20 protein-coding genes are annotated in these 25,584 nt (G+C 64.4%); 12 read left to right on the forward strand and 8 right to left on the reverse strand.

The features are described 5' to 3' along the window. Positions 1-38: 38 nt before the first annotated feature. Positions 39-536 carry a PepSY domain-containing protein gene (locus Q8M85_RS22240; protein WP_305548884.1) on the reverse strand — a complete coding sequence of 166 codons (498 nt, stop codon included), beginning with the start codon at positions 534-536 and terminating at the stop codon, positions 39-41. 157 nt (positions 537-693) lie between these two features. Here Q8M85_RS22240 and Q8M85_RS22245 point away from each other — a divergent pair, with 157 nt between their 5' ends. Next, positions 694-1,608 (forward strand): hypothetical protein, encoded by a 915-nt coding sequence (locus Q8M85_RS22245; protein ID WP_305548887.1) that lies wholly within the window; start codon positions 694-696, stop codon positions 1,606-1,608. 159 nt (positions 1,609-1,767) lie between these two features. Here Q8M85_RS22245 and Q8M85_RS22250 read toward each other — a convergent pair whose 3' ends face one another. After that, positions 1,768-1,959: a hypothetical protein gene (locus tag Q8M85_RS22250; RefSeq protein ID WP_305548890.1), complete on the reverse strand. Its 192-nt coding sequence runs from the start codon at positions 1,957-1,959 to the stop codon at positions 1,768-1,770. A 407-nt stretch (positions 1,960-2,366) separates the two neighbouring features. Further along, complete coding sequence (locus tag Q8M85_RS22255; RefSeq protein WP_305548893.1) at positions 2,367-3,236, reverse strand: B12-binding domain-containing protein; 870 nt, start codon at positions 3,234-3,236, stop codon at positions 2,367-2,369. Between the two features lie 144 nt (positions 3,237-3,380). Between Q8M85_RS22255 and Q8M85_RS22260 the strand changes: the two genes are divergently transcribed. The 3 genes from Q8M85_RS22260 (at position 3,381) to Q8M85_RS22270 (ending at position 13,189) form a co-directional block, all read left to right on the forward strand. After that, positions 3,381-4,253, forward strand: a complete 873-nt coding sequence (locus Q8M85_RS22260; RefSeq protein ID WP_305548896.1) for a UTP--glucose-1-phosphate uridylyltransferase — start codon at positions 3,381-3,383, stop codon at positions 4,251-4,253. Between the two features lie 222 nt (positions 4,254-4,475). After that, entirely contained in the window at positions 4,476-4,670 is a 195-nt protein-coding gene (locus tag Q8M85_RS22265; RefSeq protein WP_305548898.1) for a hypothetical protein, read from the forward strand. Next, positions 4,667-13,189 (forward strand): GH36-type glycosyl hydrolase domain-containing protein, encoded by an 8,523-nt coding sequence (locus Q8M85_RS22270; RefSeq protein WP_305548901.1) that lies wholly within the window; start codon positions 4,667-4,669, stop codon positions 13,187-13,189. The genes Q8M85_RS22265 and Q8M85_RS22270 overlap by 4 nt, the downstream gene beginning before the upstream one ends. Here the strand turns inward: Q8M85_RS22270 and Q8M85_RS22275 are convergent. After that, entirely contained in the window at positions 13,186-14,187 is a 1,002-nt protein-coding gene (locus tag Q8M85_RS22275; RefSeq protein ID WP_305548904.1) for a sensor histidine kinase, read from the reverse strand. The two genes, Q8M85_RS22270 and Q8M85_RS22275, sit on opposite strands and share 4 nt — an antisense overlap. A gap of 352 nt (positions 14,188-14,539) precedes the next feature. Here Q8M85_RS22275 and Q8M85_RS22280 point away from each other — a divergent pair, with 352 nt between their 5' ends. The 5 genes from Q8M85_RS22280 (at position 14,540) to dusA (ending at position 19,101) form a co-directional block, all read left to right on the forward strand. Next, complete coding sequence (locus Q8M85_RS22280) at positions 14,540-15,652, forward strand: ABC transporter permease (protein WP_305548906.1); 1,113 nt, start codon at positions 14,540-14,542, stop codon at positions 15,650-15,652. Next, positions 15,649-16,443 carry an ABC transporter ATP-binding protein gene (locus Q8M85_RS22285; protein WP_305549026.1) on the forward strand — a complete coding sequence of 265 codons (795 nt, stop codon included), beginning with the start codon at positions 15,649-15,651 and terminating at the stop codon, positions 16,441-16,443. Before Q8M85_RS22280 ends, Q8M85_RS22285 begins: the two co-directional genes overlap by 4 nt. After that, positions 16,443-17,348, forward strand: a complete 906-nt coding sequence (locus tag Q8M85_RS22290; RefSeq protein ID WP_305548909.1) for an MlaD family protein — start codon at positions 16,443-16,445, stop codon at positions 17,346-17,348. Before Q8M85_RS22285 ends, Q8M85_RS22290 begins: the two co-directional genes overlap by 1 nt. A gap of 3 nt (positions 17,349-17,351) precedes the next feature. Beyond that, positions 17,352-17,957 carry an ABC-type transport auxiliary lipoprotein family protein gene (locus Q8M85_RS22295; protein ID WP_305548912.1) on the forward strand — a complete coding sequence of 202 codons (606 nt, stop codon included), beginning with the start codon at positions 17,352-17,354 and terminating at the stop codon, positions 17,955-17,957. A 151-nt stretch (positions 17,958-18,108) separates the two neighbouring features. After that, on the forward strand, positions 18,109-19,101 hold the full coding sequence (gene dusA / locus Q8M85_RS22300) for a tRNA dihydrouridine(20/20a) synthase DusA (protein WP_305548915.1): 993 nt from the start codon (positions 18,109-18,111) through the stop codon (positions 19,099-19,101). Here the strand turns inward: dusA and Q8M85_RS22305 are convergent. Then, positions 19,080-20,273, reverse strand: coding sequence for a multidrug effflux MFS transporter (locus tag Q8M85_RS22305; RefSeq protein WP_305548919.1), 1,194 nt, complete (start codon positions 20,271-20,273; stop codon positions 19,080-19,082). The two genes, dusA and Q8M85_RS22305, sit on opposite strands and share 22 nt — an antisense overlap. Before the next feature lie 189 nt (positions 20,274-20,462). Here Q8M85_RS22305 and Q8M85_RS22310 point away from each other — a divergent pair, with 189 nt between their 5' ends. Together Q8M85_RS22310 and Q8M85_RS22315 are read left to right on the forward strand one after the other, a co-directional pair. Beyond that, positions 20,463-21,281 carry a sulfite exporter TauE/SafE family protein gene (locus tag Q8M85_RS22310; RefSeq protein WP_305548922.1) on the forward strand — a complete coding sequence of 273 codons (819 nt, stop codon included), beginning with the start codon at positions 20,463-20,465 and terminating at the stop codon, positions 21,279-21,281. Further along, positions 21,275-22,015 carry a hypothetical protein gene (locus Q8M85_RS22315; RefSeq protein WP_305548925.1) on the forward strand — a complete coding sequence of 247 codons (741 nt, stop codon included), beginning with the start codon at positions 21,275-21,277 and terminating at the stop codon, positions 22,013-22,015. The genes Q8M85_RS22310 and Q8M85_RS22315 overlap by 7 nt, the downstream gene beginning before the upstream one ends. 118 nt (positions 22,016-22,133) lie before the next feature. Here Q8M85_RS22315 and Q8M85_RS22320 read toward each other — a convergent pair whose 3' ends face one another. From Q8M85_RS22320 to ccmI, 3 genes are read right to left on the reverse strand one after another with little or no spacing between them, the layout of a single operon-like run. Further along, a complete protein-coding gene (locus tag Q8M85_RS22320; protein WP_305548928.1) occupies positions 22,134-22,364 on the reverse strand; it encodes a DUF1289 domain-containing protein in 231 nt (76 codons plus the stop codon). Beyond that, on the reverse strand, positions 22,361-22,843 hold the full coding sequence (gene ruvX, locus Q8M85_RS22325) for a Holliday junction resolvase RuvX (RefSeq protein WP_305548931.1): 483 nt from the start codon (positions 22,841-22,843) through the stop codon (positions 22,361-22,363). Before ruvX ends, Q8M85_RS22320 begins: the two co-directional genes overlap by 4 nt. Continuing rightward, positions 22,840-24,036, reverse strand: coding sequence for a c-type cytochrome biogenesis protein CcmI (gene ccmI / locus Q8M85_RS22330; protein ID WP_305548934.1), 1,197 nt, complete (start codon positions 24,034-24,036; stop codon positions 22,840-22,842). The genes ruvX and ccmI overlap by 4 nt, the downstream gene beginning before the upstream one ends. 245 nt (positions 24,037-24,281) lie before the next feature. Between ccmI and Q8M85_RS22335 the strand changes: the two genes are divergently transcribed. Beyond that, positions 24,282-25,529: a sarcosine oxidase subunit beta family protein gene (locus Q8M85_RS22335; protein ID WP_305548937.1), complete on the forward strand. Its 1,248-nt coding sequence runs from the start codon at positions 24,282-24,284 to the stop codon at positions 25,527-25,529. Positions 25,530-25,584: the final 55 nt, after the last annotated feature.

The raw sequence follows: 25,584 nt of genomic DNA on the forward strand, positions 1-25,584 counted from the left end.
GGGATTACACCCCAATTTGGCAACAATTAAGGCGAAGATCAGTTCTTGCCGCCACCGCCGTTGCCGCCGCCACCACCGTTGCCGCCACCACCGTTGCCGCCGCCACCGTTGCCGCCGCCACTATTACCACCGGAATTGCCCCCGGTCTTGCCATTGGACCCGGCAGTCTGGCTCTTGCCCTTGTTGCCCTTACCCTTGCCACCTTCGGCTGCGGCAGCAAGATCACGGCCGATGGCGGAATTCTTGCCCACCTGCTCGCCCGTGCGGGCATTGATGATGACGCTGATGACCGACCCGTTCGCCTTCTTCAGGACGATCCGGTAGAAGACGTCCTCGATCTGGAACGCGCGCGCTTCGATCGGCTCGCCGCCGGTCGACTGCGCCACCGCTTCGATCACGCGCTTGAGACTGATCATGTCGCCCGAACGCGCCGCCTGACGCAGTTCCGCTGCATCCAGCTCACGGACAGTGGCCGCAAGGCTGGGTCCCGCCGCGGCGAGCATCGATATAAGAACTATGGTTAGCCCAAGTTTCATGAGGCTGATCTAGCAGATTCGATATGAACTGAAGATGAATAGCCGGTTCTCTATGAGTTAAACGCCCGTGGTGTCTAGTGCCGTTATGGACCTGCGACTCGGGTTCGGCCCGGTCGACTCTGCCCAGCAGGTCGCACCAATTCATTAGAGGTAAGAGATGAAGAAGACGTCCCTGCAATTCCTGAAGGCATGCTCGCTTTCGGTGGCCCTCCTGGGCTCGGTCGCCATCGTCGCGACTGTGTCGATGCCGGACGTGGCGTTCGCCAAGTCGGGCAATGACAATGGCGGTGGCAATGGCGGCGGCAACGGCAACGGAGGCAACTCTGACAAGTCGGGCGGCAGCAGCAAGGCTGACAAGGCTGACAAGGCGGGCAAGTCCGACAAGTCCGGCAAGTCGGACAAGGCCGACAAGAAGAAGTCCGGCGGCGACAGTGCCAAGTCGAAGACCAAGGAAAAGGCCAAAGCCAAAGCCAAGGCAAAACCGAAGAAGAAGGACCTTGCCGGGGAACTTGGCGTCCATCCGTCCGAACTGGGTGCGCTGAACGCGGCCCATGCCAACGAGAACGCGCTGAAGAACGCCTCGCCGAATTCGCGCGTCGGCCGAATCGCCGCCTACCGCGATTCCGTGCTGGCCGGAGAGGCCCTGGCCGATGAACTTGCGCTGAAGGAAGCCGAGCTTGCTGGACTGGACTTGCCCTCGCGCGGGGCTGACCTGATCAAGACCGACCTTGACCTTGCGGTCGAAGAATCGGGAACCGCAGCGGGCAACGTCACCGCTCTGGAAACCCAGCTTGCGAACACCGATCCGGCCGACACCGTCGCAATCGACGCGATCAATGCCCAGCTTGTCACGGCACGCGAGACGCTGACTGCTGCCGAACTGGCAGAAGCAGGGCTTCAGGCCGAGTATGACAATGCCGTCGCCTATGAAGCGGTGGACGCCGAAATCGACGAGCTGACCCAGAAGATCGAAGACCAGCCTGCGCTGGAGCGGTCGCTTCTGGAAGCTGCGGCGAACAAGGAAGTGACCGACGAGGTCGAGGCCGCGGTCAAGAAGCTGCTCGGCCTCTGATTCCACCACACAGACTGCAAACGGCCGGCCATCCGTCGGCCGTCTTGCGTTTCAGACGATCGCTGTGGCGTTGGCCGCCCTGGAAGATCGACTGTTGCAAATGAAAAAGGCCACCCGGAACCCGGATGGCCTTCGCTTCGCAACGGAGAACAGGAAACCTCAGGCGGCGAACGCCCGGGAGGCAATCCGGTCAAGGGCGGCGACGACGTCCTCGACCGGCGGGAACCGCTTCAGATCCGCGGGGAATATGCTGCCCGAGGATTTCTGGCGTTTCTGAAGCGGCTGGCCATCAAAGGCCCGCAGGTCGGCAGTCAGGTACAGGCGATTTTCCTCGGTCGACGAACGCAGCATGACTTCCCCCACAGATACACATGTCGTTCGCTCTTGCTGGCGGATTGCGACTCATCTTGGAATCACTCTGCCAAAACCATGTTTAATGTGTCGCGAACCTGGCGTTCATCTTCGGTTCATCTTCATCCGGCCCGCATTCCGCCACGGCGGTGCCCACTTTCCGGTCTCTGGCCATTTCTTGGGTGAGGCAAAGGGCCTCGGGGCGCGGCGCGGCTTGGCGCGCGAAACCTGCGGGTGTTTGACAGCGGAGTGCAGAATGGGATGGCCTGGTGTTGAAGTCCGCGACCCAGGGAAGTCTTTTCACAAGCACATGCCGCACCCCGGTCTTGGGCACTGACTGCAGGCGACCGGTCCTATAGTCCTGGCAAAAGACGGCGGCCCGCGGCCCTTGTCCGCGTTCGGGCCTTTCAGGCGCGAAGCCGCATGAGCCGATCCAGTTCACGAAAGGCCGACGGTGCGTCCGAGAAGACAAGGTCGATATCCACGAGGTCGCGAAGGTGTTCCGCATCGACGCTAGCTGAAGCGGCGACACCGACGATCGCGCCAGGCACGACAAGTCGCAGGGCCACGACCAGCCGAACCAGAGCATCCAGCCGGTGCTTGGTGCTAAGAGATAGTCCGATGATGTGTGGTCGCGTCTTTTCGACATGAGCGACAAGTTCGTCATGCTCAGTTCCGGTTTCCAGGTCGATCTCCCATCCAGCCTCCCGGAACAAGTCCGCGGCAACCGTGATTCCGACCCCGTGCTCTTCGCCCGGAACTGTCGCAAACAGCGCGACCCGGCGGTTGTCGAACTTGCGACTGGCAAATGAGATCTCGGATCTCAGTGCCCGCATCAGGGCGTAAAGGTGGCCGGTGCCGCAAGTGACCTGCAGGAAAGAAAGTTCGTCCCTTTCCCAGCGTTCTCCAAGGCAGCGGGCTCCGCCCGAGATGTAGCCGAGGTATACGCCAGGCAGTGAAATGCCCTCGGCGCGGCGATCCTCGATAAAGTGCAGCGCCGCATCAGGATCGGGCAGGATCAAGGCATCGCAAAAGGCGTCCAGGCTTTCCTCGGGTATCGGCGGGACATCAAAATTGGGCGTGCCAGTCGTTGATTGTGCAAGGCGTCGCACAATGTCGCCTGCCACAACCTCGACAGCTTCCGGGGCCAAGGTCGCGCGCTTGGCCGAGAAGATCGATGCCGTGCGCGCGAACACGTCGATGTCGAGTGAAGCCAGATTTCTTTTCATGGACGTCCCCCCAATTCGGGAGAGTAGCTCAGCCAGCCCTGCGATCAAGACAGTTTCCCAACCGACCTGTCGGAGTTCGTTCTTGGCGCAGGGGCGGAAAGAAAACTGCAGGTGCCCAAGCTGGCCGCGGGAACCAAAGCCTCTTCCGGCGCGTTGCGTCGGACATTCATTCTAACACCAGCGGAGGCGGCCGTGTCAGACACGTCGATCAGGACGGTCATCATTCCAGCTGCCGGCTTTGGCACCCGCCTTCTCCCCGCGACCAAAGTGACGGCGAAAGAGCTACTGCCCGTTTATGACCGGGTGGTTCTGGACTTTGCCATCGACGAGGCGGTTGGCCTTGGCGCAGAGCGGATTGTCGTGGTGATCAGCGCTGCCAAGCGGGCGATCCAGGCCTATCTCGCGGACCATGCGCCTGGTCACGATCCCTGCTTGTCAGGTGATCCACGCGGGATCGGCCCCGAGATCATCTTCGTCCACCAAGATCTTCCACTTGGCCTGGGGCATGCTGTCCTTTGCTGCAGGGATGTGACGTTACCGGGTCCATTCGCGGTGCTGCTACCGGACGACATCGTCATGGGTCCGAACTGCCTGGCGGAAATGGCATCGCAGTATACCGATGGCCACATGATCGCCGCGATGCAGGTTGGCCCCGAGGAAACTTCGCAGTACGGCATTTTCCGGCTTGGCGGGTTGCCCAAGGGCAGATGTCTGCCCGTTGCCGGTATGGTCGAGAAGCCCTCACCCGGTCTGGCGCCTTCGTCTTTTGGCGCGGTTGGTCGGTACATCCTTGATCCGATGATCTTTGACGTGCTCGAGAACACGGCGAGTGGCAAGGGAGGCGAAGTCCAGTTGACCGACGCCATCACGATGGCTGGGCGTATTGTTCCCCTTGTCGCCTTCAAATTCAGTGGGACACGGCATGACTGCGGCAATCATGACGGATTGCTGGCGGCAGCAGTGGCGCGCCAGGCAGCCGTCCGGCAGGAAACTGCCGTGGCCGGTAAAATGACGGCGCATTCCGCTACCCCTGCGGCCCCGGCTCATGCTATAGTTGCAGGATAGGAAGAGTGTTCTGGCACAGCGAATTTTCGGCTGGCAGACAACGCATCGCCAACCAGCAGCGACGCGACATGCAGGAGGCCCGTCTCGGGCCTCCGATCTGTCGGCTATCCAACGATTGCGATCACAAGACCGACGTGACGAAACAGGATGCCGCACTGTGGCAATCAGCCTGATGTCACGTCCCGACGTGGGCACTGCCATGACCCGAAAGGAAAACGAAACATGAAATGGGATCAGATCGAAACCAAATGGGCGCTGATGACCCGGCGCATTCGGGCCGACCTCTGTGACGAGCGGACTGACGCGGTTGGCGTCGGCCTTCGCACGATCAGACGTCAAGACCCGTTGCCAGCCACGATAGCGGACAGCCAGAAAGCTGCCGTGACGGACGCCGAGTTCAAGACTTCTGCTAAGTGACGGACTGGAAAGGCAAGATCCGCCGCCTGCGAAGGTCGGTCCGCGCAGGTTTCACCACGGTCCCCGGCGTCTGGCAGGATAGCGCTCCGATTCGGGAAGACCTTTTCGGTACCGAACGGCTGGAGCATCACGCCTTCAGCCTGGCGGCGGCCCAACCGGTCACTGCGGGTCCGTCGCTGCGGGTTCAGCCGCTAAGCCGCAGAGTAAAGGAGAATGCCGACGTCCTTCTGGCGGCCTATCGGACCTGTGCGGGCGCTTTGCAAGCGGGCCAGGTGATCGCTCCTGCCGCCGAGTGGCTTCTGGACAACTTCCATCTTGTCGAGCAGCAGTTGCGGCAGATCCATGACGATCTGCCGCCTGGGTATTATCGACAGCTTCCGAAACTGGCCGATGGTCCTTTCGAAGGCTATCCGCGGGTGTTCGGGCTGACCTGGGCCTATGTCGCGCACACCGACAGCCTGATGTCCGGCCCGGTCCTGCAACGCTTTGTCCAGGCTTACCAGCAGGTTCAGCCGCTGATGATCGGCGAGCTTTGGGCTGTCGCCATCACCCTGAGAATCGTCCTGATCGAGAATATGCGGAGACTGGCGCAGCAGATCGTCGAAGGACACGCCTTGCGGCTGGAGGCGGACGCCCTCGTCGACGTGGTGCTGGGCAGCACAGTCAGTTCATCGTCCGCGTTCTCGGTGATGCAGCGCGCGGTCGAGCGTTACGAGGCCGGCCCGCTTCCCGAAATCGTCGCAAGCCAGATCGCCAAGCGGTTGCGGGGCCTGGACCCGTTGCAGACCCCGCTTCTGGGCTGGCTGGAGGACCGCTTGTCCCGTCAGGGCACGTCAGTCGAAGAGGTGATCACCAACACGCAGACCCGCCTTGGCGCTTCCAACGTGACCATGCGCAACATCGTCACCTCGATGCGGCTGGCGTCCGAGATGGACTGGGCCGACTTCTTCGAAGAGGTAAGCCTGGTTGATGCCCGCCTGCGCGACAGCCCAACCTATGCCGCGATGGATTTCGCCACGCGGAACCAATACCGGACCGAAATCGAGATCCTTGCCCAGAACGCGCCCATGACCGAAGGCGAAGTGACCGATGCTGCCCTGGACCTCGCGGCGAACAGCGACCAGGAGCATCGGCGGGACGCAGGTCACTGGCTGATCGGTGAAGGAAGAGCCGAGCTGGAAGATGCGATCGGTTTCCGCCCACCTGCCCGGTTGGCGGCATTTCGACAGATCGGGCGGTGGGGGTTGCGCGGCTATCTGACGGCGATTGCGGTGGTCGCCGTGGTCATCTTCATCCCGCCGATGCTGGTGATGGCGAACGCAGGCGCCGGGCCGATGGGCCTGCTGTTTCTTGGTATTCTGGCTCTGTGGCTTGCGGGGGACCTGGCAACGGCGATCGTCAACACCGTGATCACCCGGTCGGTGCCGCCAAGACCCTTGCCGGGGCTTTACCTGATGAAGGGGATTCCCAACGAACTGCGAACCTTGGTTGCGGTCCCGGTCCTGCTGACCCGCGCGGACGACATTGCCGAACAGATCGAGCGGCTGGAGATCCACCACTTGTCCAGTGCGGGTGGTGCCGTGCACTATGCATTGCTCTCGGATGGGCCAGACTCCGGGACAGAGACCAATGCAGATGATGCAGCGCTTACCGCCGCCGCGACCGAGGCGATTGCCCGGCTGAACGCAAGTTACCCCAGCCAGGACGGCCAGCGCTTTTACTTCCTGCACCGCCGTCGATTGTGGAATCCGTCCGAGGGCGTCTGGATGGGATGGGAACGCAAGCGCGGAAAGCTGGTCGAACTGAACCGGCTTTTGCGCGGCGCGACCGATACCACCTTTGCCGTGGTCAGCAGCACTTTGCCGGGCAATGTGCGCTATGTCATCACGCTGGATGCCGATACCCGCCTTCTGCGCGGGACCGTCGCGCAGATGGTGGGCAAGATCGCGCATCCCCTGAACCGCGCGCGGCTGGACGCGGGCTTGCAGCGGGTCACGGGCGGCTATGGCATCCTGCAACCCAGGGTCAGCCCCTCCCTGCCGACCGGTCAGGACGGCTCGCTTTACCAGCGGCTCTTCTCCAGCCCGGGTGGGATCGAGCCCTATGCAGCGGCGACGTCGGATATCTATCAGGACCTTTTCGGCGAGGGCACCTTCACCGGCAAGGGCATCTACGACGTGGATGCCTTCGAGGCCGCTCTGGACGGGCGCGTGCCCGAGAACTGCCTTCTCAGCCATGACCTTTTCGAGGGCACCTTCGCCAGGGCCGCTCTGGCCTCGGACATCGAAGTGGTCGAGGATTATCCTGCCCGCCACGATGTCGACATCCGCCGCCAGCACCGTTGGGTCCGCGGGGACTGGCAGCTTCTGCCGTGGATTTTTGGCAATCGGAGTCAGGATCGGGGCGGAGTCCCGGCAATCGGGCGCTGGAAGATGATCGACAATCTGCGCCGGTCGCTGTTGGCGCCCGTGGCGCTGCTGTCGCTTGTCGCGGGCTGGATGCTGCCGCTTCCCCTTGCCCTGATGTGGACGGGTCTGACGCTGTCGATCCTTGCGCTTCCGCGGCTTCTGGCCTTGCCGTTCGGCCTGTTCCCCTCGCGCAGTGGGGTCACGCTCAGCAGCCATTTCGCGGCCCTCTGGACCGATACCCTGATTGCGCTGGGTCAGTTCGTGGTCAGCCTGGTGCTGCTTGCCGATACGGCGGCCACCATGCTGGACGCGGTCGTGCGGACCGCGTGGCGGCTTCGCATCTCGCGGCGGCATCTGCTGGAATGGATGACAGCGGCTCAGATTGGCGGCAGCGCCCGTCCCGGGGTCCTCGGCCAATATGCCTCGATGTTTCCCGGACTGGCCCTTGGCGTTGGAGCCTGCGCCTTGGCCTGGGTCCTGAACCCCGTGGTCTGGCCACTGCCGGCCATCTTCGGCCTGATGTGGGCTGCAGCACCTGCCATTGCCCGTTCAATCAGCCTTCCGCGCGCGCAACTGCCCGTGGCCGCGCTTTCCGCTTCGCAGGCGCAAGAGTTGCGGCTGATCGCCCGCCGCACCTGGCGCTATTTCGAGACCTTCGTCACGCCGGAAGAGAACTTCCTGCCGCCGGACAATTTCCAGGAGATCCCCCGGCCCGCCATTGCTACTCGGACCTCGCCCACCAACATCGGCCTTTACCTGCTGTCCACTGTGGCTGCGCACGATATGGGATGGATCGGGCGCCAGGCCGCCTTGCAGCGGCTGCGCGACACCCTGCGCACCATCCAGCGGATGCCGCGTTTTCGCGGTCACCTCTACAACTGGCACGACACGCGCGACCTGCGGGTCCTGGACCCGGCCTATGTGTCCTCGGTCGACAGCGGAAACCTTGCGGGACACCTCATCGCCGTGGCGCGGGCGTGTCACGACTGGGCTGAAGGCGCGGCAACGACCGAGGCGGCCGTGCGTCAGGCGATGGGCGACTGCGCTGTCCTGGCCCGCCGGTCGCTTGGCGTAGATGCCGAAGAGTTGGACCTGATCCGCGCCCTTGCCGCGATTGCCGCGGCGGCGGCCGATCCATCGACGCCCCTCGCCACGCTGACAGGTCCGATGGACAGCGCCGTGGCCTTGACCGGAGACACGGCGTCGGATGCGAAGTTCTGGACCCTTGCCATGCAGTCCGCGCTTGCCGATCATCTGGCAGACCGGGCCGCCGCGGTGGACACAACGCTCTTGGGCGAGGTGGAGACCCTCTGCCGCACCCTGGCGCTTGAGATGGACTTCGCTTTCCTGCTGGAGCCTGACCGGAAGCTTCTCTCCATAGGATTCTCCGTCGCCGACAATCGGCTGGATACCAACTGCTACGACCTCTTGGCCTCCGAGGCGCGTCTGGCAAGTCTGTTCGCCATCGCCAAAGGGGATGTCGAGACGCGGCACTGGTTCCGGTTGGGACGTGCGGCAACCCCGGTCGGATCGGGGTCGGCACTCATCTCGTGGTCGGGCAGCATGTTCGAGTATCTGATGCCGTCGCTGGTGATGCGGGCACCGGCGGGATCGGTGCTGGAACAGACCACGCGCCTGATCGTGGCCAGCCAGCGCAGCTATGCAGCGGCCGTTGGTATTCCCTGGGGGATCTCTGAATCCTCCTACAACGCCCGCGATCTGGACATGACCTACCAGTATTCCAACTTCGGCGTTCCGGGGCTTGGGCTGAAACGCGGGCTCAGCGAGAACCGCGTGGTCGCACCCTATGCGACAGGGCTTGCCGCGATGATCGACCCGGTGGCCGCTGTGCAGAACTATGCCGCGTTGGCCAAGCTTGGGGCCGAAGGGCGTCACGGCTTTTATGAGGCTGTGGACTTCACCCCGGCGCGCGTGCCGTCGAACGAAAGCCAGGTCATCGTCCGCAGCTTCATGGCGCACCATCAGGGGATGACGATCACCGCAATCGCGAACACCCTGCTGCATGGCCGCCTGCGAGATAGGTTTCATGCCGAGCCGATGATCCAGGGCGTCGAGCTTCTGCTGCAAGAGCGCATCCCGCGCGACGTCGCCAGTGCCCCGCCACGCGCGACCGAAGTGCTGGTGGCCCCGGTCGAACACCACGACGCGCCCGCCGTGCGGACCTTCGAAAACCCCGGGTCCGAAATGCCGACCGCCCATCTTCTATCCAACGGCAACTACGGGGTGATGCTGACCGCGACGGGCGAAGGCTTCAGCCGCTGGCGCGACATTGCGATCACCCGCTGGCGGGCTGAAGCGGCGCAGGCGGCGCTTGGGTCGTTCCTGTTCCTGCGAGACACTGCCTCGGGCGAGGTATGGTCCGCGGGCCTGCAACCGACAGGGGTCGGGGACGAGGGTCCTCGGGCTGTCTTCTGCGAACACCATGCCGCCTTCACCCATCAGATGCCGCGGCTGACCACGCTGACCGAGGTTGTCGTCTCGGCCGAAGACGATGCCGAAGCGCGGCGCGTGACGCTGACCAACAGCGGTCGTCGCGACCGCGAGATCGACGTGACCTCCTACGCCGAACTGGTGCTTGCCGCTGCGGCGGCCGATCAGGCGCACCCGGCCTTTTCAAAGATGTTTGTGGTGACGGACTATCTTCCCGAACTTGGGGTCGTCATCGCAACCCGGCGTCGCCGCTCTCCGTCTGATCCCGAGGTCTGGGCCGCCCATATCGCCGTGGTGGAAGGCGAGGATACCGCGCCGATCCAGATCGAGACGGACCGGGCCAGGTTCATCGGGCGCGGACGGGATATCGGCTCGGCGGTGATGATGGACCAGCCCTTGTCCGGGACCACCGGCACCGTGCTGGACCCTATCTTCTCGATCCGCCGTCGGGTCAGGGTTCCGGCGGGCGGCACGACGCGGGTCACCTTCTGGACGATGGTGGCCGATACGCCGGACGCGCTGCTTGATCTGGTGGACCGGCACCGCGATCCTTCGGCCTTCGCGCGCGCCGCCACTCTGGCCTGGACCCAGGCGCAGGTGCAGTTGCGGCATCTGGGCATCACGCATGCCGATGCGGCCGATTTCCAGACACTTGGCGGGATGTTGATCCGCAATGACGCGCGCCTGCGCGCTTCGCCTGGGCAGATCGTGTCCGGTGCGGCGCTGCAGTCCGCGCTTTGGGCGCTGGGCATATCGGGCGACCTGCCGATCGTGCTGTTGCGGATCGACGATGCAGCCGACATTTCTGTCCTGCATCAGGCGATCAGCGCGCATGAATACTGGCAGGTGCATCAGCACGCAGTGGACCTGGTCGTCTTGAACGACCGGACCTCGTCCTATGTGCAGGACTTGCAGATCGCCATCGAAAGTGCCGTGCGCGCCGCGCGGTCGCGGCCCCGGGCTTCCGGGGTGCACGCGCCGGTCAACGGGACGATCCACGTGCTGCGGACCGACCTCTTGAATCTGGGCGCACGCGAGCAGCTGATTTCGGTGGCGCGGATCATTCTGGTTGCCAGCCGGGGCGACCTTGCCAGTCAACTCGCGCGGCTTCTTGCCCGGCCCATCAGCAGGCCCGCAAGCGCCCTGCCACTTCCAGCCGCAGCTTCGGCGCCGACACTTCCGCAACTTGAATTCTTCAACGGGACTGGCGGCTTCGACCTCGATGGGCGCGAGTATGTGACCATCCTGCAAGCCGGGCGCACCACCCCGGCCCCCTGGATCAACGTCGTCGCCAACCCGGGCTTCGGCTTCCAGGTCTCGGCCGAGGGCAGCGGGCACGTCTGGTCGGAAAACAGCCGCGAAAACCAGATCACCCCCTGGTCGAACGATCCGGTGTGCGATCCGACGGGCGAGGCGATCTATCTGCGAGACATGGAAACCGGCCATGTCTGGACTCCGACCGCGCTGCCGATCCGGGGACCCGGAACTTACATCGCGCGCCACGGCTTCGGCTATTCTCGCTTCCAGCACGACGCCCAGGGCATTTCGGCGGACATGACCCAGTTCGTGCCGCTGGATGCCTCTGCCAAGGTCACCAGTCTCCAGTTGCGCAATGCGGGACCGACGCCACGCCGCCTGTCGGTCACGGCCTATGCCGAATGGGTCCTGGGCACATCGCGCGGGGCAAGCGCACCCTATATCATCACCCACACCGATCCCGAGACCGGATCGATCCTGGCGCAGAACAGTTTTGGCACTGCCTTTCCGGGGCGCATCGCCTTTGCCGATTTCGGTGCGGGAGTAAACAGCCTGACCGCCGACCGGGTCGAGTTCATCGGAACGGGCGGGTCACTTTCCGCGCCAGCGGGCGTGCAGGGCAGACCCCTGTCCGGTGCGACGGGGCCGGGCCTGGACCCCTGCGCGGCCCTGCAACGGGAATTGACACTTCGCCCGGGCGAGACGGTGACGCTGACATTCCTGATCGGCCAAGCCGAAAGCGAAGCTGCCGCCAGCGCCTTGGTCCAGCGCCTTCGCGCGACCGATGCAAAAGAGCTGCTGTCCCGGGTCAAGGACCACTGGGCCTCACTTTTGGGCACGGTCCAGGTTCGCACGCCAGACCGCGCGATGGACATCCTGCTGAACGGCTGGCTGATGTATCAGACCCTGGCCTGCCGCATCTGGGCGCGAGCCGGTTTCTACCAGGCCAGCGGCGCCTACGGGTTTCGGGACCAGTTGCAGGACGGGATGGCCCTGACCTTCTCGCGCCCCGAGATGACGCGTGCCCACCTGCTGCGCGCCGCCTCGCGACAGTTCCCGGAAGGCGATGTCCAGCACTGGTGGCTGCCACATTCCGGCCAGGGCGTGCGCACCCGCATTTCCGACGACCGCGTCTGGCTCGGCTACGGCGTCGCGCGCTATATTGCCGTGTCCGGCGACACGGCGATCCTGGATGAGCAGGTGCCCTTCCTGCAGGGTCCGCCCGTGCCACCGGAAGCGCATGACGACTTCTTCCGGCCGGACACATCCGAAGATACGGCAAGCCTTTTCGAGCACTGCGCGCGGGGCCTGGATCAAGCCATTCTGCTGACTGGCGAGAACGACATGCCCTTGATCGGCACTGGCGACTGGAATGACGGGATGAACCGCGTCGGCGAGGGCGGCCGGGGCACGAGTGTATGGCTTGGCTGGCTCTTGATCGCGACCATCGACCTGATGGCCCCCTTCGCCGAAAGCCGTGACCCTGGGCGGGCGGCACGCTGGCGCGCCCATGCGAAATCGGTACTGGAGGCCATCGAAACACGGGGCTGGGATGGTGCCTGGTACCGGCGGGGAACTTATGATGACGGCAGTCTGCTGGGATCGGCAAGCTCGGAGGAATGTCGCATCGACAGCATTGCGCAGTCCTGGGCGGTCCTTTCCGGGGCTGCGGACCCGGATCGCGCGCGAACTGCAATGGCGTCGATGACACAGCACCTTGTCCGGCTCGACGCGGGCATCGCCCTGCTGTTCACGCCCCCCTTCGACCGGACGGCGGCAGACCCCGGATACATCAAGGGCTACCCGCCCGGCCTGCGCGAAAACGGCGGCCAATACAGCCACGCCGCGATGTGGGCGATCCTTGCGCAGGCCAGACTGGGGCAGGGGGACGCCGCGCACCAGCTTTTTGCCATGCTGAACCCGATCAACCATGCCCTGACAGACGCCGATGCCCAGCGTTACAAGGTCGAACCCTACGTCATTGCAGCCGATGTCTACTCGACCCCGCCGCACGCCGGTCGAGGCGGCTGGACCTGGTATACCGGCTCGGCCGGCTGGATGTATCGCGCGGGCATCGAGGGTATCGTCGGGCTGACCCGCAACGGCGACACCCTTTCCTTGAATCCGTGCCTCCCGCCGTCCTGGCCCGAACTGTCCCTGACCATCGCGCTTGGTGCTGCCCGCTACGGGATCACGATCCTCAATCCTGGCGGAACCGGACAAGGCATCGGGTCGGCTGACCTGAATGGAGCACCCTTGGCCGTGACCGAGGGCCAGCTGTCCTGGCCGTTGCGGGACGGCAGCCATCTGCTTGTGGTCACCCTCAGCCAACCAGCGTCGGCAGCGCCGTCGCGGAACACCGTCTCTCCCGCCTTGGCCGCAGGGGTGGACCAGTCGGGCTAGACCGACAAAAGCTCGCTGTTCAGTTCCAAGGCGACCGTGACCCCGGTCTTCAGCCAATCATAGGTCAGCGACCCGCCCAAAGACCCCTCCACCGTGGCGCGAAGCAGTCTGCTGCCATAGCCCTGCGTCTCGGAAGGTGTCGCAATCTCGGGGCCACCCTGCTCGGTCCAGGTCAGGGTGACGTGCTGGTCCGCCAGACTGCCGGACACATCCAGAACGCCCTCGTTCGAGGAAAGCGAACCATATTTCAGCGAGTTGGTGGCCAGTTCGTGGACCACGAGGGCCAACGCGGCCGCCGCCCGTTCACCCACGCCCATTCGGGGAACGGCAATGCGGACACGACCGGCAAACGCACCCTGATCGTCATAGGGTGCCAGCAGGACCGTGAAGATGTCGCCAAGCAGCGCAGCGCCACCTTCGTGTCCCGGCAAAGGCCGGACAAGATCATGTGCGCGGCCAAGGGCAGTCAGCCGGTTCGTCAACTGGGCCAGCATATCCTCGATCGAGGACGACGACCGGGACGTGATGCGCGCAAGTGAGGACGCGATGGTCAAGAGGTTCTTCACCCTATGGCTCATTTCGCCGGCAAGAAGTTCGCTGCTTTCTTCGGCCTGCTTGCGCCCGGTTACATCCAGAAACACGCCGACCATCGCGCGCTTGACGATGTCCTCGTCGCTGCCCCGCCCCCGCGCCGATATCCACCGAACGTCGGTCCCGACCAGCGTGCGAAAGTCAATCTCGTAGGGGCCGACAACTGCACGTGTCGCAAAGAAGGCCGCACGGACCCTGTCACGGTCGGCGGGGTGAATCTTGGCAGACAGATGCTCGAACGTAAGGGCCTCTACCGATGAGACGTCCCACAGTTCGAAGCCGCGTTCGTCCATGACGAAGGCATCGGTGTCGACATTCCATTCCCACAGTGCAATGCCCGCAGCGTCGACAGCCCGTCGCAGGGCGTCTTCTCCCCAAGGTGCATGGAAACTGCTGCGGGTGGTCATGATAGCCTCCACTAACGGTCTGATAGGGTCGGCCGGCCCGCGCCTTATGGGGCTTCGGGTCCAAGGGGTCAATGACCCGGAGGGGACACTTGGCCTTCGGACCCGCGCAATCCCGCGCGGCCACGCGACATCCCCCTCGCAGGCCACGGCAGCCCGCAGGGAACCGTTTGCGCTTTGGTTTCGTTAGGTTCCGAGAAGGCTCGGTCCGGCGCGGCTTTTCCGGCGCAATCAGCCTGCGCTTTTTCAAGGTTCTAGGGGGATAGGTGGTTAAGTGGAAAAGGCTGTCATGCAACGGCGCTTTTCGCATGGCGCGGCAGTCCATGTCGGACGCCGGTCCGTTCAAGTCTGATCGATGTCCACGAAAAGTCCCGAAGACGGAAAAGCGGACCGTGCCAGACTCGTCGGCGCTGTTACCTTGACCAACCTGGCCACGCAGCGCAGCTTTCTTGACGGACAATCGGGGGTCAGCGTCCTTGATATGTCCGAAGTCACCCAGCTTGACACCGCCGGTGCCTGGGCCATCGCGTCGTTCCAGATGGCGCAAAAGTCCAAAGGGCGAGAGGTTGCCATAGACAATGCCACCAGCGCGCAGGTGCTGCTCTTGCAGACCGTCGCCGATGCGATGCCCGCAAGCCGCAAGCGCCGTCGCCGCCTGCCTCACCACGAGGCCGGCGACATGCTGTTCGAGCTTGGCAGGTCGGTTTCGGTGTTCGCGGTCGAACTTGGCAAGACGCTCGGCTTCCTGGGCTTGGTCTTGACCCGGCTTGCCACGACCATCCTGCGTCCTTCGCGCCTGCGGGTGACCGCTCTTGCCCATCACATGCAGCAGGCAGGTCTGAACGCTGTGCCCATCGTCGGTCTGATGGGGTTTCTGATCGGGATCGTTCTGGCCTTCCAGGGGGCGTCACAGCTGGAACAGTTCGGCGCCGAAATCTACGTCGTCGACCTGATTTCGATTTCGATGCTGCGCGAACTGGGCATCCTGCTGACCGCGATCATCGTTGCCGGACGGTCGGCTTCGGCCTTCACCGCTGCCATCGGGTCCATGAAGATGCGCGAAGAGATTGATGCGATGCGCGTGCTGGGCCTTGATCCCATCGAACTTCTGGTCATTCCCCGTGTCCTGGCCCTGCTGATCCTGCTCCCGATCCTTGGATTTGTGGCCAACATGGCCGGTCTTCTGGGCGGCGCTCTCATGGCCTGGATCGACCTCGGGATTTCGCCCGCGATGTTTCGCACGCAGCTGGCCGTCAACACGACGGTCAGTCACGCGCTGGTCGGGCTGTCAAAGGCACCCGTGTTCGCAATGATCATTGCCCTGGTCGGCTGCTACCAGGGGCTGCAGGTCGAGGGGAACACCGACTCGCTTGGCAGCCGCACGTCGCGGTCCGTGGTCGTCGCGATCTTCCTGGTCATCGTTGTCGACGCCTTGGCCTCGATCTTCTTTTCGGTCTGGGGGGTCTGATGGATGATGCGGTCATCACCGTGCGAAACCTGACCAACCGGTTCGGCAAGACCACCGTCCACCAGAACCTTGACCTCGATGTGCGACGGGGCGAGGTGCTGGGCGTGGTTGGCGCTTCGGGCAGCGGCAAGTCCGTCCTGTTGCGCAGCATCGTCGGCCTGCAAAAACCTGCGACAGGTACGATCACCGTCCTGGGGACCGAGGTGCTGACCGATCCGCCCACCCGGACGGAACCAGATACCCGCGACCCGGCAGCGGTGCAGAACCGCTGGGGGGTGATGTTCCAGGACGGCGCGCTGTTCTCGTCGCTGACCGTCCGCGAGAACGTCGAAGCCCCGATGCGCGAGAAGCTGGCAATCGATGCAGCGACCCGTGCCGCGCTGGCGGATCTTAGGATCGCGATGGTGGGCCTGCCCGCGACGGCTGGCGATCTTTATCCCTCCGAGCTTTCCGGCGGCATGCGCAAGCGTGCCGGGCTGGCGCGTGCCCTGGCACTTGATCCGCAGATCCTGTTTCTGGACGAACCCACGGCCGGCCTTGACCCCATCAGCGCGTCGGAGTTCGACAACCTTGTCATCTCGCTGCAAAAGGCTTTGGGGCTGACGGTATTTCTGGTCACCCACGACCTCGACACGCTGCACGCCACCTGCAACCGGATCGCCGTTCTGGCGCAGAAGAAAGTGTTGGTGACCGGCACGATGGCCGAGATGATGCAGGTCGACGACCCTTGGGTCCGGTCCTACTTCCACGGACCCCGCGCCCATGCGGCCCAGCTGCAAGAGGCGACCTGATGGAAACGAAAGCCCGCTACATTCTGGTCGGGGCATTCACCCTTGGCGCCATTGCAGCGCTCTTGGGCTTTCTGCTTTGGCTGGCTCAGTTTGAAATCAACCGCTCCTATGCGCAATATGACATCGTGTTCGAGACTGTCTCGGGCCTTAGCCAGGACAGCGTGGTGCGCTACAATGGCGTCGATGTAGGCAAGGTCCTGTCGATCGATCTGGACCGTCAGAACCCCCAGTTCGTGCGCGTTCGGATCGAAATCCGCGCCACCACCCCGGTACGGCAGGACACCAGGGCGACGCTCTCGTCGCAAGGTGTGACCGGAGTGTCCTTCGTTGCGCTAGAGGGCGGCAGCCCGATGTCCAACCCGTTGCAAGTGATCCCCCCCGCCGAGGTCCCGGTCATCGTCTCGCAGCCCTCGGTCGTGCAGGAACTGACCAACGCCGCCCCCAATCTTCTGAAAGAGGCCATCGCCCTGATCGAAGACGTGCGCCAGTTCACCACTCCACAGAACCGCGAGGCCGTTGCAGCGATCCTGAAGAACGTCGAGACTGTCAGCTCCCGCGTCGATGCGATAGCAGCGCGCGCAGAACGGCTGGTTACGGCCGCCGAAGGGACACTGGCCCGCGCCGATGCGGCGCTGGGCAAGGCAGAGGCCGCCTTTTCAAGTGCGGATGCTGTGATCACTGGTGACATCCCCGGTCTGGTCGACGAACTGAAATCGACCGTCGCCGACGTCGGAGCCACCGCGACCGAACTGAAGACCTTTGCGCGCTCTGCCCTGCCGCAATATCGCGACCTTGCATCTGACGCGCGCAAGGTCATTGCCAACATCGGCGCCGTGGCCGACCGTATCGGACGTGACCCAGGTCGCTTCCTTCTTGGCACTCAGACCCCCGAATACAGGAATTGAAAGATGCGCTGGATTGCTACCGCCCTTGTCATCGCCCTTTCCCCGGTTTCGGGTTGCGGGGCGCTGTCCTCCCTTTCCAAGGCAGGTGCCGAGCTTGATGCCTATACCTTGACGCCCGCCCGCAGCGTTGGAACGGCAAGAGGCGGCAGAGGGCACCTGATTGTCGAATTGCCAAGCTCTGCCGGTGCGCTGGCTACCGACCGGATACTGATCAAGCCGGTCCCCTATCAGGCGCAATATCTGCCTGACGGCCGATGGTCCGAACCCGCTCCGGCGCTTCTGCAAACCCTCCTCGTCGCATCGTTTCAGAACCTCGGAGGGTTCGAACTGGTTGGTCGGACCGCAAACGGACTTAACCCCGATTACACGCTGATGACCGAGCTTCAGGACTTTCAGGTTGAACCCTTGGGGCCGGAAGGGGGTGAGTTCGTCATTCGGATCAGCATGATGATGACTCTGATCCGTGAGGCCGACCGCCAGATCGTCACCTCTCGGCGCTTTTCCGCGGCAAAGACGGTTGCATCCGACGACACTCGGACTTTGGTCAGTGGATTCGACAGTGCGTTGCAGAGTGTGCTGCTTGAAATCGTTGCATGGACGGCCAGATAATGGCCGGGCGACTGGTTCGGGCGCGTGCCGGAAACTTTCCGACTTTCTTGATCTGAACGCCGACGGTATACCCAAGCGTTCCGTCCTTGTGCAATTGGGCGGCACTGACTGGAGTCAGCGTTCAGCAAACCGAAAGTGTCGGAATAAACCATTGACTGAAAAAGAGAAAGTGGCATTTCGGCTATCGGTTGCGCCCATGATGGACTGGACGGACCGGCATTGCCGTGTCTTTCACCGGCAGATGACCCGGCGGGCGATGCTTTATACCGAGATGGTCACCGCCCCTGCTATCGTGCACGGCCCGAAGCCCCGGCTCCTGGATTACTCGGCGGTCGAACACCCGGTCGCGCTGCAACTCGGTGGCTCGGACCCGCGTGAACTGGCCGAGGCGGTGCGGATCGCGCAGCCCTGGGCCTACGACGAGATCAACCTGAATTGCGGCTGCCCGTCTGACCGGGTGCAGTCCGGCTGTTTCGGTGCCGTCTTGATGGAACGCCCCGGCCTCGTTGCCGAATGCGTTCGCGCCATGCAGGCCGAGACCGAAGCCCCTGTTACAGTGAAATGCCGGATCGGCGTCGACGAGCAGGACCCCGAGACCGCTCTGCCCGCCTTCGTCGAGACCATCGCCGGGGCAGGGGTGCGCCACATCATCATCCACGCCCGCAAGGCCTGGCTCCAGGGCCTTTCCCCCAAGGAAAACCGCGAGATCCCGCCCCTCGACCACGCCCTTGTCCTGCGCATGAAACAGCGGTTCCCCGAACTGACGATCTGCATCAACGGAGGCGTCACGACCCTTGACCAGGCAAAAGGCCTGCTCGATCAGGGCCTTGACGGGGTGATGATTGGCCGCGCGGCCTACCACGACCCAGCCTCGGTTCTGATCGGGGCCGACGCGCTTTGGGGTGATGCCTATGCGCCAGACGCCTTCGCCGTCGTCGACGCCATGCGCCCCTACATCGCCGAGCACCTCGCCAATGGCGGCCGTTTGCACCAGATCACCCGCCACATGCTGGGCCTTTTCACGGGAAAACCTGGCGCCAGAGGCTGGCGCCGGGTTCTGTCGGAAAACGCCTCACGCACAGGCGCGGGCCTTGACGTGATCGACCGCGCGATGGCTGAGCTTCAGGCCAGCGCCGCCGCCTGACGCGACCGGACCAGCCGAGACAGCGCCAGAACCAGCACGCCGCACAAGGCGATCGCGCCCAGCATCGGCACGGCGGTTCCGTCGAAGAACGGTCCCACCGCGACGATCATCAGCCCGCCCGCCAGCATCTGCAGCGTGCCGCCCAAGGACGAGGCAAGCCCCGCGATATCGCCATGCTCGTCCAGCGCCATCACCATTGCCGTCGGGATGATCAGCCCCAGGCAGGCATTGGCCAGAAAGAGTCCGACCATGCAAAGCCACAGGCTGACGAACCCCGCCAGCGCCAGCGCGAACAGCACCACCGTAAAAACCGCGAACCCTGCCGAGGCCCAGGCCATTACCTTCGGCGCGCCATGCCGCAATCCCAAAGGCCCGGCTACCTGCGAGGCACCAAAGAAGCCGATCGCATTGACCGCGAAGGCCAGCGAGAAGCCCGTGGGCGACAGCCCGAAAGTCCCGGTGTAGACGAAGCTTGCGCTGGCGATGAAGACGAAGAAGCTTGCCATGCCAAACCCGCCCAGGAACGTCAGTCCCATGAACAGGGGATCGGTGAACAACACGCCCGCCCCCCGCCGCATCGCGGCCAGGTTGAAGGGTTGCCGGTCCGCCTCGTGCAATGTCTCCGGCTGGAACAAGGCCAGGATCGTCAGGCTTGCGACCGCCGCCACAACCAGCGCGCCGAAGATCCAGCGCCAGTCGGCGACCGCCATCAGCCCCGATCCCGCCAGGGGTGCGAGCATCGGGGATACCGAGATCACCATCATCACCGCCGCCATCAGCCGCGTCGCCGCATGCCCGGTATAAAGGTCGCGGATGATCGCGCGGGGCACCACCATCAGCGCGGCCCCACCCAGTCCCTGAATGGCCCGGCCCACCAGCAACCACTCCACCGTCGGCGCAAAGGTGCAGACCAGCGAGCCAAGGATGAAAACCACAATCCCGGCATAAAGCGGCGGCTTGCGGCCCGAACGGTCGGCCCAGGGCCCGTAGATCAGTTGCGCAAGGCCGAAGGCGATGAAATAGGCCACGATGGTGCCCTGCATCCCCTGTACCGTCGTGCCAAGGGCCGCCCCGATCTCGGGCATCGCGGGCAGGTACATGTCGATGGCGAAAGGCCCGATCGACGACAATAACCCCAGCACCAGCGCCGGGCGAAGAATTCGGTCAGACATTTGGAAACCTGTGAAACGCGTTTTTCGGCGGATGGGCCGGTCGACCTCGACTCGCCTGTGGGACCGGCTACATACCATTCGGTATCCATGTTGGCCATCCCCTTTCGCCCCCCCTTTCGCCCCCCCTTTCGCCACTGGCCACGCGCTGTGCTCCGGGCTATGTCCAAGGGCCAAGACCGAAGGTGACCCATGCCCGAACTTGCCGACCTTCTTCCCATGCTCGCAGTCCTTCTGGTGATCGGAGCCTTCGCAGGCGTGGTCGGCGGCCTACTTGGGGTTGGCGGCGGGATCGTCCTTGTCCCGGCTTTCTTCTATGCCTTCGGCCACCTGGGCTATGGCGGCGACCAGCTCATGCAGGTCTGCGTCGCGACCTCGATGGCGACCATCGTCATCACCTCGCTGCGGTCGGTGTCCTCGCACAACAAGAAGGGCGCGGTCGATTGGGAGGTGCTGAAGACCTGGGGCCCGGGTCTGGTGATCGCCGCCGCCATCGGGACGTTCGTGGCCGGCAAGGTCTCATCGATGACGCTGCAGGCGGTTTTCGGGGCGCTCGCGGGTCTGGCCGGCCTCTGGATGGCTTTCGGCCGTGACAACTGGCGGCTGGGCACCCAGATGCCCGGCCAGCCGGTCCGCAGCCTCTTGGCGGGGGCCGTCGGTTTCTTTTCCGCCATGATGGGCATCGGCGGCGGCACCTTCGGCGTACCCCTGATGACACTTTACGCCATGCCGATCCACCGCGCCGTTGCCACCGCCTCGGGCTTCGGAGTCCTGATCGCCGTGCCTTCGGTCCTGGGCTTTCTGCTCCTTTCCATCGCAGACGCGCCCCCCTACACCATCGGGGCCGTGAACCTTCCCGCTTTCCTTGTGGTGATCGGCACGACGCTACTGACCACGCCGCTGGGCGTGCGCCTTGCCCACGCGATGAACCCCAAACCCTTGAAGCGCGCCTTCGCTGTCTTCCTGACGCTTGTCGCTCTGAACATGCTGCGCAAGGTCCTGGGATGGTAGGGACGGGTTGGCAGAAGATCGGTCCACACCCGGCGATCACCGCCTGGGCGGACACTGCCCGCGCAGCCGCCCTTGACACCCTCGCCACCACGACCGAACGCTGGCGCTGCGGCGGCACCTGGTTCGTCGGCGTAGATGCCCTGCCCAACACTCCTTATGGCGCGATCAACGGCACGCCCTTCCCCTGGGACGCTCTGCCGCTCACGCCCGAACCTCTGCACCAGGCCCAGCTGTCGGTCATCCGCCCCGGCTACCCGCAGCCCTCGCCCGAGGAAAGGCCCGCCGCCTTCGCCTTCCGCCGCGACCGCGATGCCGCCCATCTTGACGGCCTTCTCCCGGTCGGCCCCGACAAGCGTCGGATGGTGAAGGAACCCCACGCCTGGATCCTGGGCCTGCCCCTGAACGACACCCGGGCCTCGCCGCTCACCGTCTGGGAGGGTAGCCACCAACTGATCCGCACCGCGCTGCTGAAGGCGCTCAAGCCCCACCCCCCGCAAACCTGGGGCGAAATCGACATCACAGAACCCTACCAACAGGCGCGCCGCGAAATCTTCGCCACCTGCCGCCGCATCGAACTTCCCGCCAGACCCGGAGAAGCCACGCTCCTCCACCGCCTCACCCTGCACGGCGTCGCTCCCTGGAAACCCCAGGACGAAGCCCCGCCCGAAGGCCGGATCATCGCGTACCTCCGTCCGCAGCTTGTGACGGTCGAGGCCTGGCTGACCCAGCCCTGATTTCTCCTGTCCACAAATATCCTGGGGGTTTGGGGGTGAAACCCCCATCTGAAGCCAAGCGGGCGCAAGTCCCGCGCAGGCGACCTGAAGACTCCGCGCCGCAAGGCGCTCCGCTCAGCTAGCGCTCCAGCCGGGCCATGCGCCCGCCGCGTCGCTTGGCCAGCGTCGGCGCGCGGGCAGGCAGTTCGGCCATCACCGAGGCCCGCTCCTCATGCGTCATCCGCGACCAGCCGGAAATCTCGTCGATCGACCGAAAGCAGCCGACGCAGATCCGCGCCTCGGGGTGGACCACGCACAGCTTCACGCAAGGCGAGGCGATTTCGTCACGCTTCCAGACATCGTCCTTCACGAAAGCTCACCCCGCCCCATATGCGCCATCCGGTCCAGCGCGCCTTGCAGGATATAGCCCGCTGCCACTTGGTCGATCACCTCTTTGCGACGCTTTCTTGACGTATCCGCCTCCAGGAGTGCCCTTTCTGCCGCAACTGTCGACAGACGCTCATCCCAATAGCAGATCGGCCGTGCCGTCAGCTTCTCAAGGTTCCGCGCAAAGGCCTGCGTCGCCTGTACGCGAGGACCCACCGATCCATCCATATTCAGCGGCAATCCAAGCACGATCCCGAAGGCCCCCCGTGCCTCCAGAAGCGCCAATAGCTTGGCGGCATCCACAGTGAACTTCTCGCGCCGGATCACCTCGATCGGCGTCGCCACCCGCCGACGCAGGTCCGACAGCGCCACGCCGATCGTCTTGTCGCCAAGGTCCAGGCCAGCAATCGCCCGGTTCGGGGGCAGGGAGGCCAGGAACGCCTCGACCGTCGCGCAGATCACGGGCTCAGCCCCGTCTCGACTGCCGCAAGCCGCAGGAACGACAACTCCGCCGGCCGTCCCTGGAATCTGTCCTTCGCCTCGTCGTAGATCTTCTGCGCTTCAGGCAACCGTTCCAGGATCGCCAGCGACCGGATCAGCCGGTTCCAGTCCTCGACATTACCGCCCTCGGTCGCCAGCCGGTCCGACAGCTGCGCCACCATGCCCTCGATCATCGCCTGGCGCTCCTCGGGCGCCATCTCCGCCGCGGCCGCCACATCACCGGCTGTCGGGCCAGAGGCGACGGAGGCCGGCAGGGCATAGCGGACTCCCGCAAGTTCCGCGACTTGCTCGATCTTGGCCCGCACGTCCGCAACAAAGGGCGATCCCGGAGTGCCGCTCTCGGCGATGGGTCGCCAGAACTGGAAGGCCCGGTCAAAGCGCGCGCCCTGGCGGAACATCTCGCCGACCAGATAGCGCGCAATCTCGTTCGAGGCGTCGCGCTGGAGGCTGGCCCGCAAAGCGCCCTCCGCCTCCGGTGACACGTAGCCTTGCGCTTCCAGGGTCAGTGCCAAAGCCAGCATCGCGTATCCCTGGCTTGAGGCGGCCTCGCCCTGAAGGGCGATCAGGCGCTCTTGCACCCGGACAGCTGCCTGCATCTCGCCAGCCTCGAAATGTTGCTGGAAACGGGCGCGCAGTGCTTCCGTATCGGTCGCTGCCGCAAGCTCGGCCGACAGCCGCGTATCAAGCGCCATGTCGCGTGTGCGGCCCTGGGTCGCCAGCTCGGCCTCCTGCGAGGGGCGAGCCCGGATCGCGTCATCCAGCCCGGCCAGCCGCGGTTCCAGCGCCATGTCGGGATAGCCGGGGGCACCCAGCGCCCAATAGGCCGCCATGCCCCCCGGCACGACGACGGCGATGATGACCGCGACGAGGACCGCCGTCGAAGTGCTTCCCGCCGTGACAGATCCGGTCATGCGTGCCTTGTCCGCCTCGATCACGCGCTTGCCGACTTCGGCACGCAGCCGCTCGGCTTCCGGCGCCGCGATTGTTGCGCGCGCCAGATCGCGCTCGATCTCGGCCAGCTGGTCGCGGTAGACGGCCAAGTCGGCTTCGGCGCTGTTGTTTTGGCCAGGCACCCGGCGCAAGGCTCCGATCAGCATATAGGCGACCAAAGCCGCCAGGCCGATGGCCACTGCCCAGAACACTCCCGCTGTCATGGTGCCCGTCACTCCGCCCACTTTCACTCCGCCCACTTTTCCCGCCCGACATAGTGTTTCCAGACTGGCCAAGAAAGGGGTATTCGGCCGCAGCGGGCGCGGCTGCGACCGACGCCCCCTGCCTGCCTGCATCGAATGTCGCATTTTTCCCGATTGTGCCGCAGTGGGGTGTGGCTATAACCCACAACCGTTCCAAGACATCACAGCCGGACTGTCCGGCGCACTCCGTCCGACAAGAGGCCCCGATGAAGCGCTATTCGGTCTTTGCCATCGCCCGCGAAGCTGCCCGCTACCATATGGGCTGGGAACGCGCTTGGGCCTCGCCCGAGCCGAAAGCGTCCTACGACGCGATCATCGTCGGGGCAGGGGGGCATGGCCTCGCGACCGCCTACTACCTGGGCAAGAACTACGGGCTCACCAATGTCGCGATCATCGAGAAGGGCTGGCTTGGCGGCGGCAACACCGGCCGGAATACTACGATCATCCGCTCAAACTATCTCCAGGACCCGTCGGCCGCGATCTACGAAAAGGCGCGCAGCCTGTATGAGACCCTGTCGCAGGACCTGAACTACAACGTCATGTTCAGCCCCCGTGGCCTTCTGATGCTGGGCCAGACCCACCACGAGGTGCGCGGCTACCTGCGCACAGTCCACGCCAACGCCCTGCAGGGCGTGCAGACGGAATGGATTTCGCCGCAACGCGTCAAGGAACTGGTGCCGATCATCAACATCGACGGTCCGCGCTACCCGATCCTCGGCGCGCTTTACCAGGCGCGCGGCGGCACTGCCCGCCACGACGCGGTCGCCTGGGGCTACGCCCGCGCCTGCTCGGCCATGGGCATGCACGTGATCCAGAACTGCGAAGTCAAAGGCGTCCGGTCGGAAAACGGCCAGGTCACCGGCATCGACACCACGCGCGGGTTCATCGGCTGCAAGAAGCTTGGCATGGTCGTCGCCGGACACTCCGGCCAACTGGCCGAGATGGCCGGCTTCCGCCTGCCCATTGAAGCGGTGGCACTTCAGGCGCTTGTCTCCGAACCGATAAAGCCCTGCATGGATGTGGTCGTCATGGCCAACACCGTCCACGGCTACATGTCGCAATCCGACAAAGGCGAGATGGTGATCGGCGGTGGCACCGACGGCTTCAACAACTACACCCAGCGCGGGTCCTTCCACCACATTGAGGAAACCCTCCGCGCCCTGGTCGAGACCTTCCCGATGATCTCGCGCCTCAAGATGCTGCGCCAGTGGGGCGGCATCGTCGACATGACCGGCGACCGCTCACCGCTGATCTCCAAGACGCCGCTTGGCAACTGCTTCATCAACTGCGGCTGGGGCACCGGCGGGTTCAAGGCGATCCCCGGCTCGGGCTGGGCGATGGCCGAACTGATGGCCAAGGGCGAGCCCGGGCCACTTGCGGCCGAGTTCAGCATGTGGCGCTTCAAGGAAGGCCAGTTCATCGACGAATCCGTCGCCGCCGGGGTGGCGCACTGATGACCCAGGATCGGCGACTCCCTGCCGATCTTCTGACCGGGCGGAACCTTGCGTC

The organism is Tabrizicola sp. (genome assembly GCF_030694085.1).
Lineage (GTDB): Bacteria > Pseudomonadota > Alphaproteobacteria > Rhodobacterales > Rhodobacteraceae > Tabrizicola.

What these genes read in the sequence shown, in the direction of transcription:
- Q8M85_RS22240 (WP_305548884.1), bottom strand. Translation starts at nt 536, where the DNA reads ATGAAACTTGGGCTAACCATAGTTCTTATATCGATGCTCGCCGCGGCG.
- Q8M85_RS22245 (WP_305548887.1), top strand. Translation starts at nt 694, where the DNA reads ATGAAGAAGACGTCCCTGCAATTCCTGAAGGCATGCTCGCTTTCGGTG.
- Q8M85_RS22250 (WP_305548890.1), bottom strand. Translation starts at nt 1,959, where the DNA reads ATGCTGCGTTCGTCGACCGAGGAAAATCGCCTGTACCTGACTGCCGAC.
- Q8M85_RS22265 (WP_305548898.1), top strand. Translation starts at nt 4,476, where the DNA reads ATGAAATGGGATCAGATCGAAACCAAATGGGCGCTGATGACCCGGCGC.
- Q8M85_RS22275 (WP_305548904.1), bottom strand. Translation starts at nt 14,187, where the DNA reads ATGACCACCCGCAGCAGTTTCCATGCACCTTGGGGAGAAGACGCCCTG.
- Q8M85_RS22280 (WP_305548906.1), top strand. Translation starts at nt 14,540, where the DNA reads ATGTCCACGAAAAGTCCCGAAGACGGAAAAGCGGACCGTGCCAGACTC.
- Q8M85_RS22290 (WP_305548909.1), top strand. Translation starts at nt 16,443, where the DNA reads ATGGAAACGAAAGCCCGCTACATTCTGGTCGGGGCATTCACCCTTGGC.
- Q8M85_RS22295 (WP_305548912.1), top strand. Translation starts at nt 17,352, where the DNA reads ATGCGCTGGATTGCTACCGCCCTTGTCATCGCCCTTTCCCCGGTTTCG.
- Q8M85_RS22305 (WP_305548919.1), bottom strand. Translation starts at nt 20,273, where the DNA reads ATGTCTGACCGAATTCTTCGCCCGGCGCTGGTGCTGGGGTTATTGTCG.
- Q8M85_RS22310 (WP_305548922.1), top strand. Translation starts at nt 20,463, where the DNA reads ATGCCCGAACTTGCCGACCTTCTTCCCATGCTCGCAGTCCTTCTGGTG.
- Q8M85_RS22315 (WP_305548925.1), top strand. Translation starts at nt 21,275, where the DNA reads ATGGTAGGGACGGGTTGGCAGAAGATCGGTCCACACCCGGCGATCACC.
- ccmI (WP_305548934.1), bottom strand. Translation starts at nt 24,036, where the DNA reads ATGACAGCGGGAGTGTTCTGGGCAGTGGCCATCGGCCTGGCGGCTTTG.
- Q8M85_RS22335 (WP_305548937.1), top strand. Translation starts at nt 24,282, where the DNA reads ATGAAGCGCTATTCGGTCTTTGCCATCGCCCGCGAAGCTGCCCGCTAC.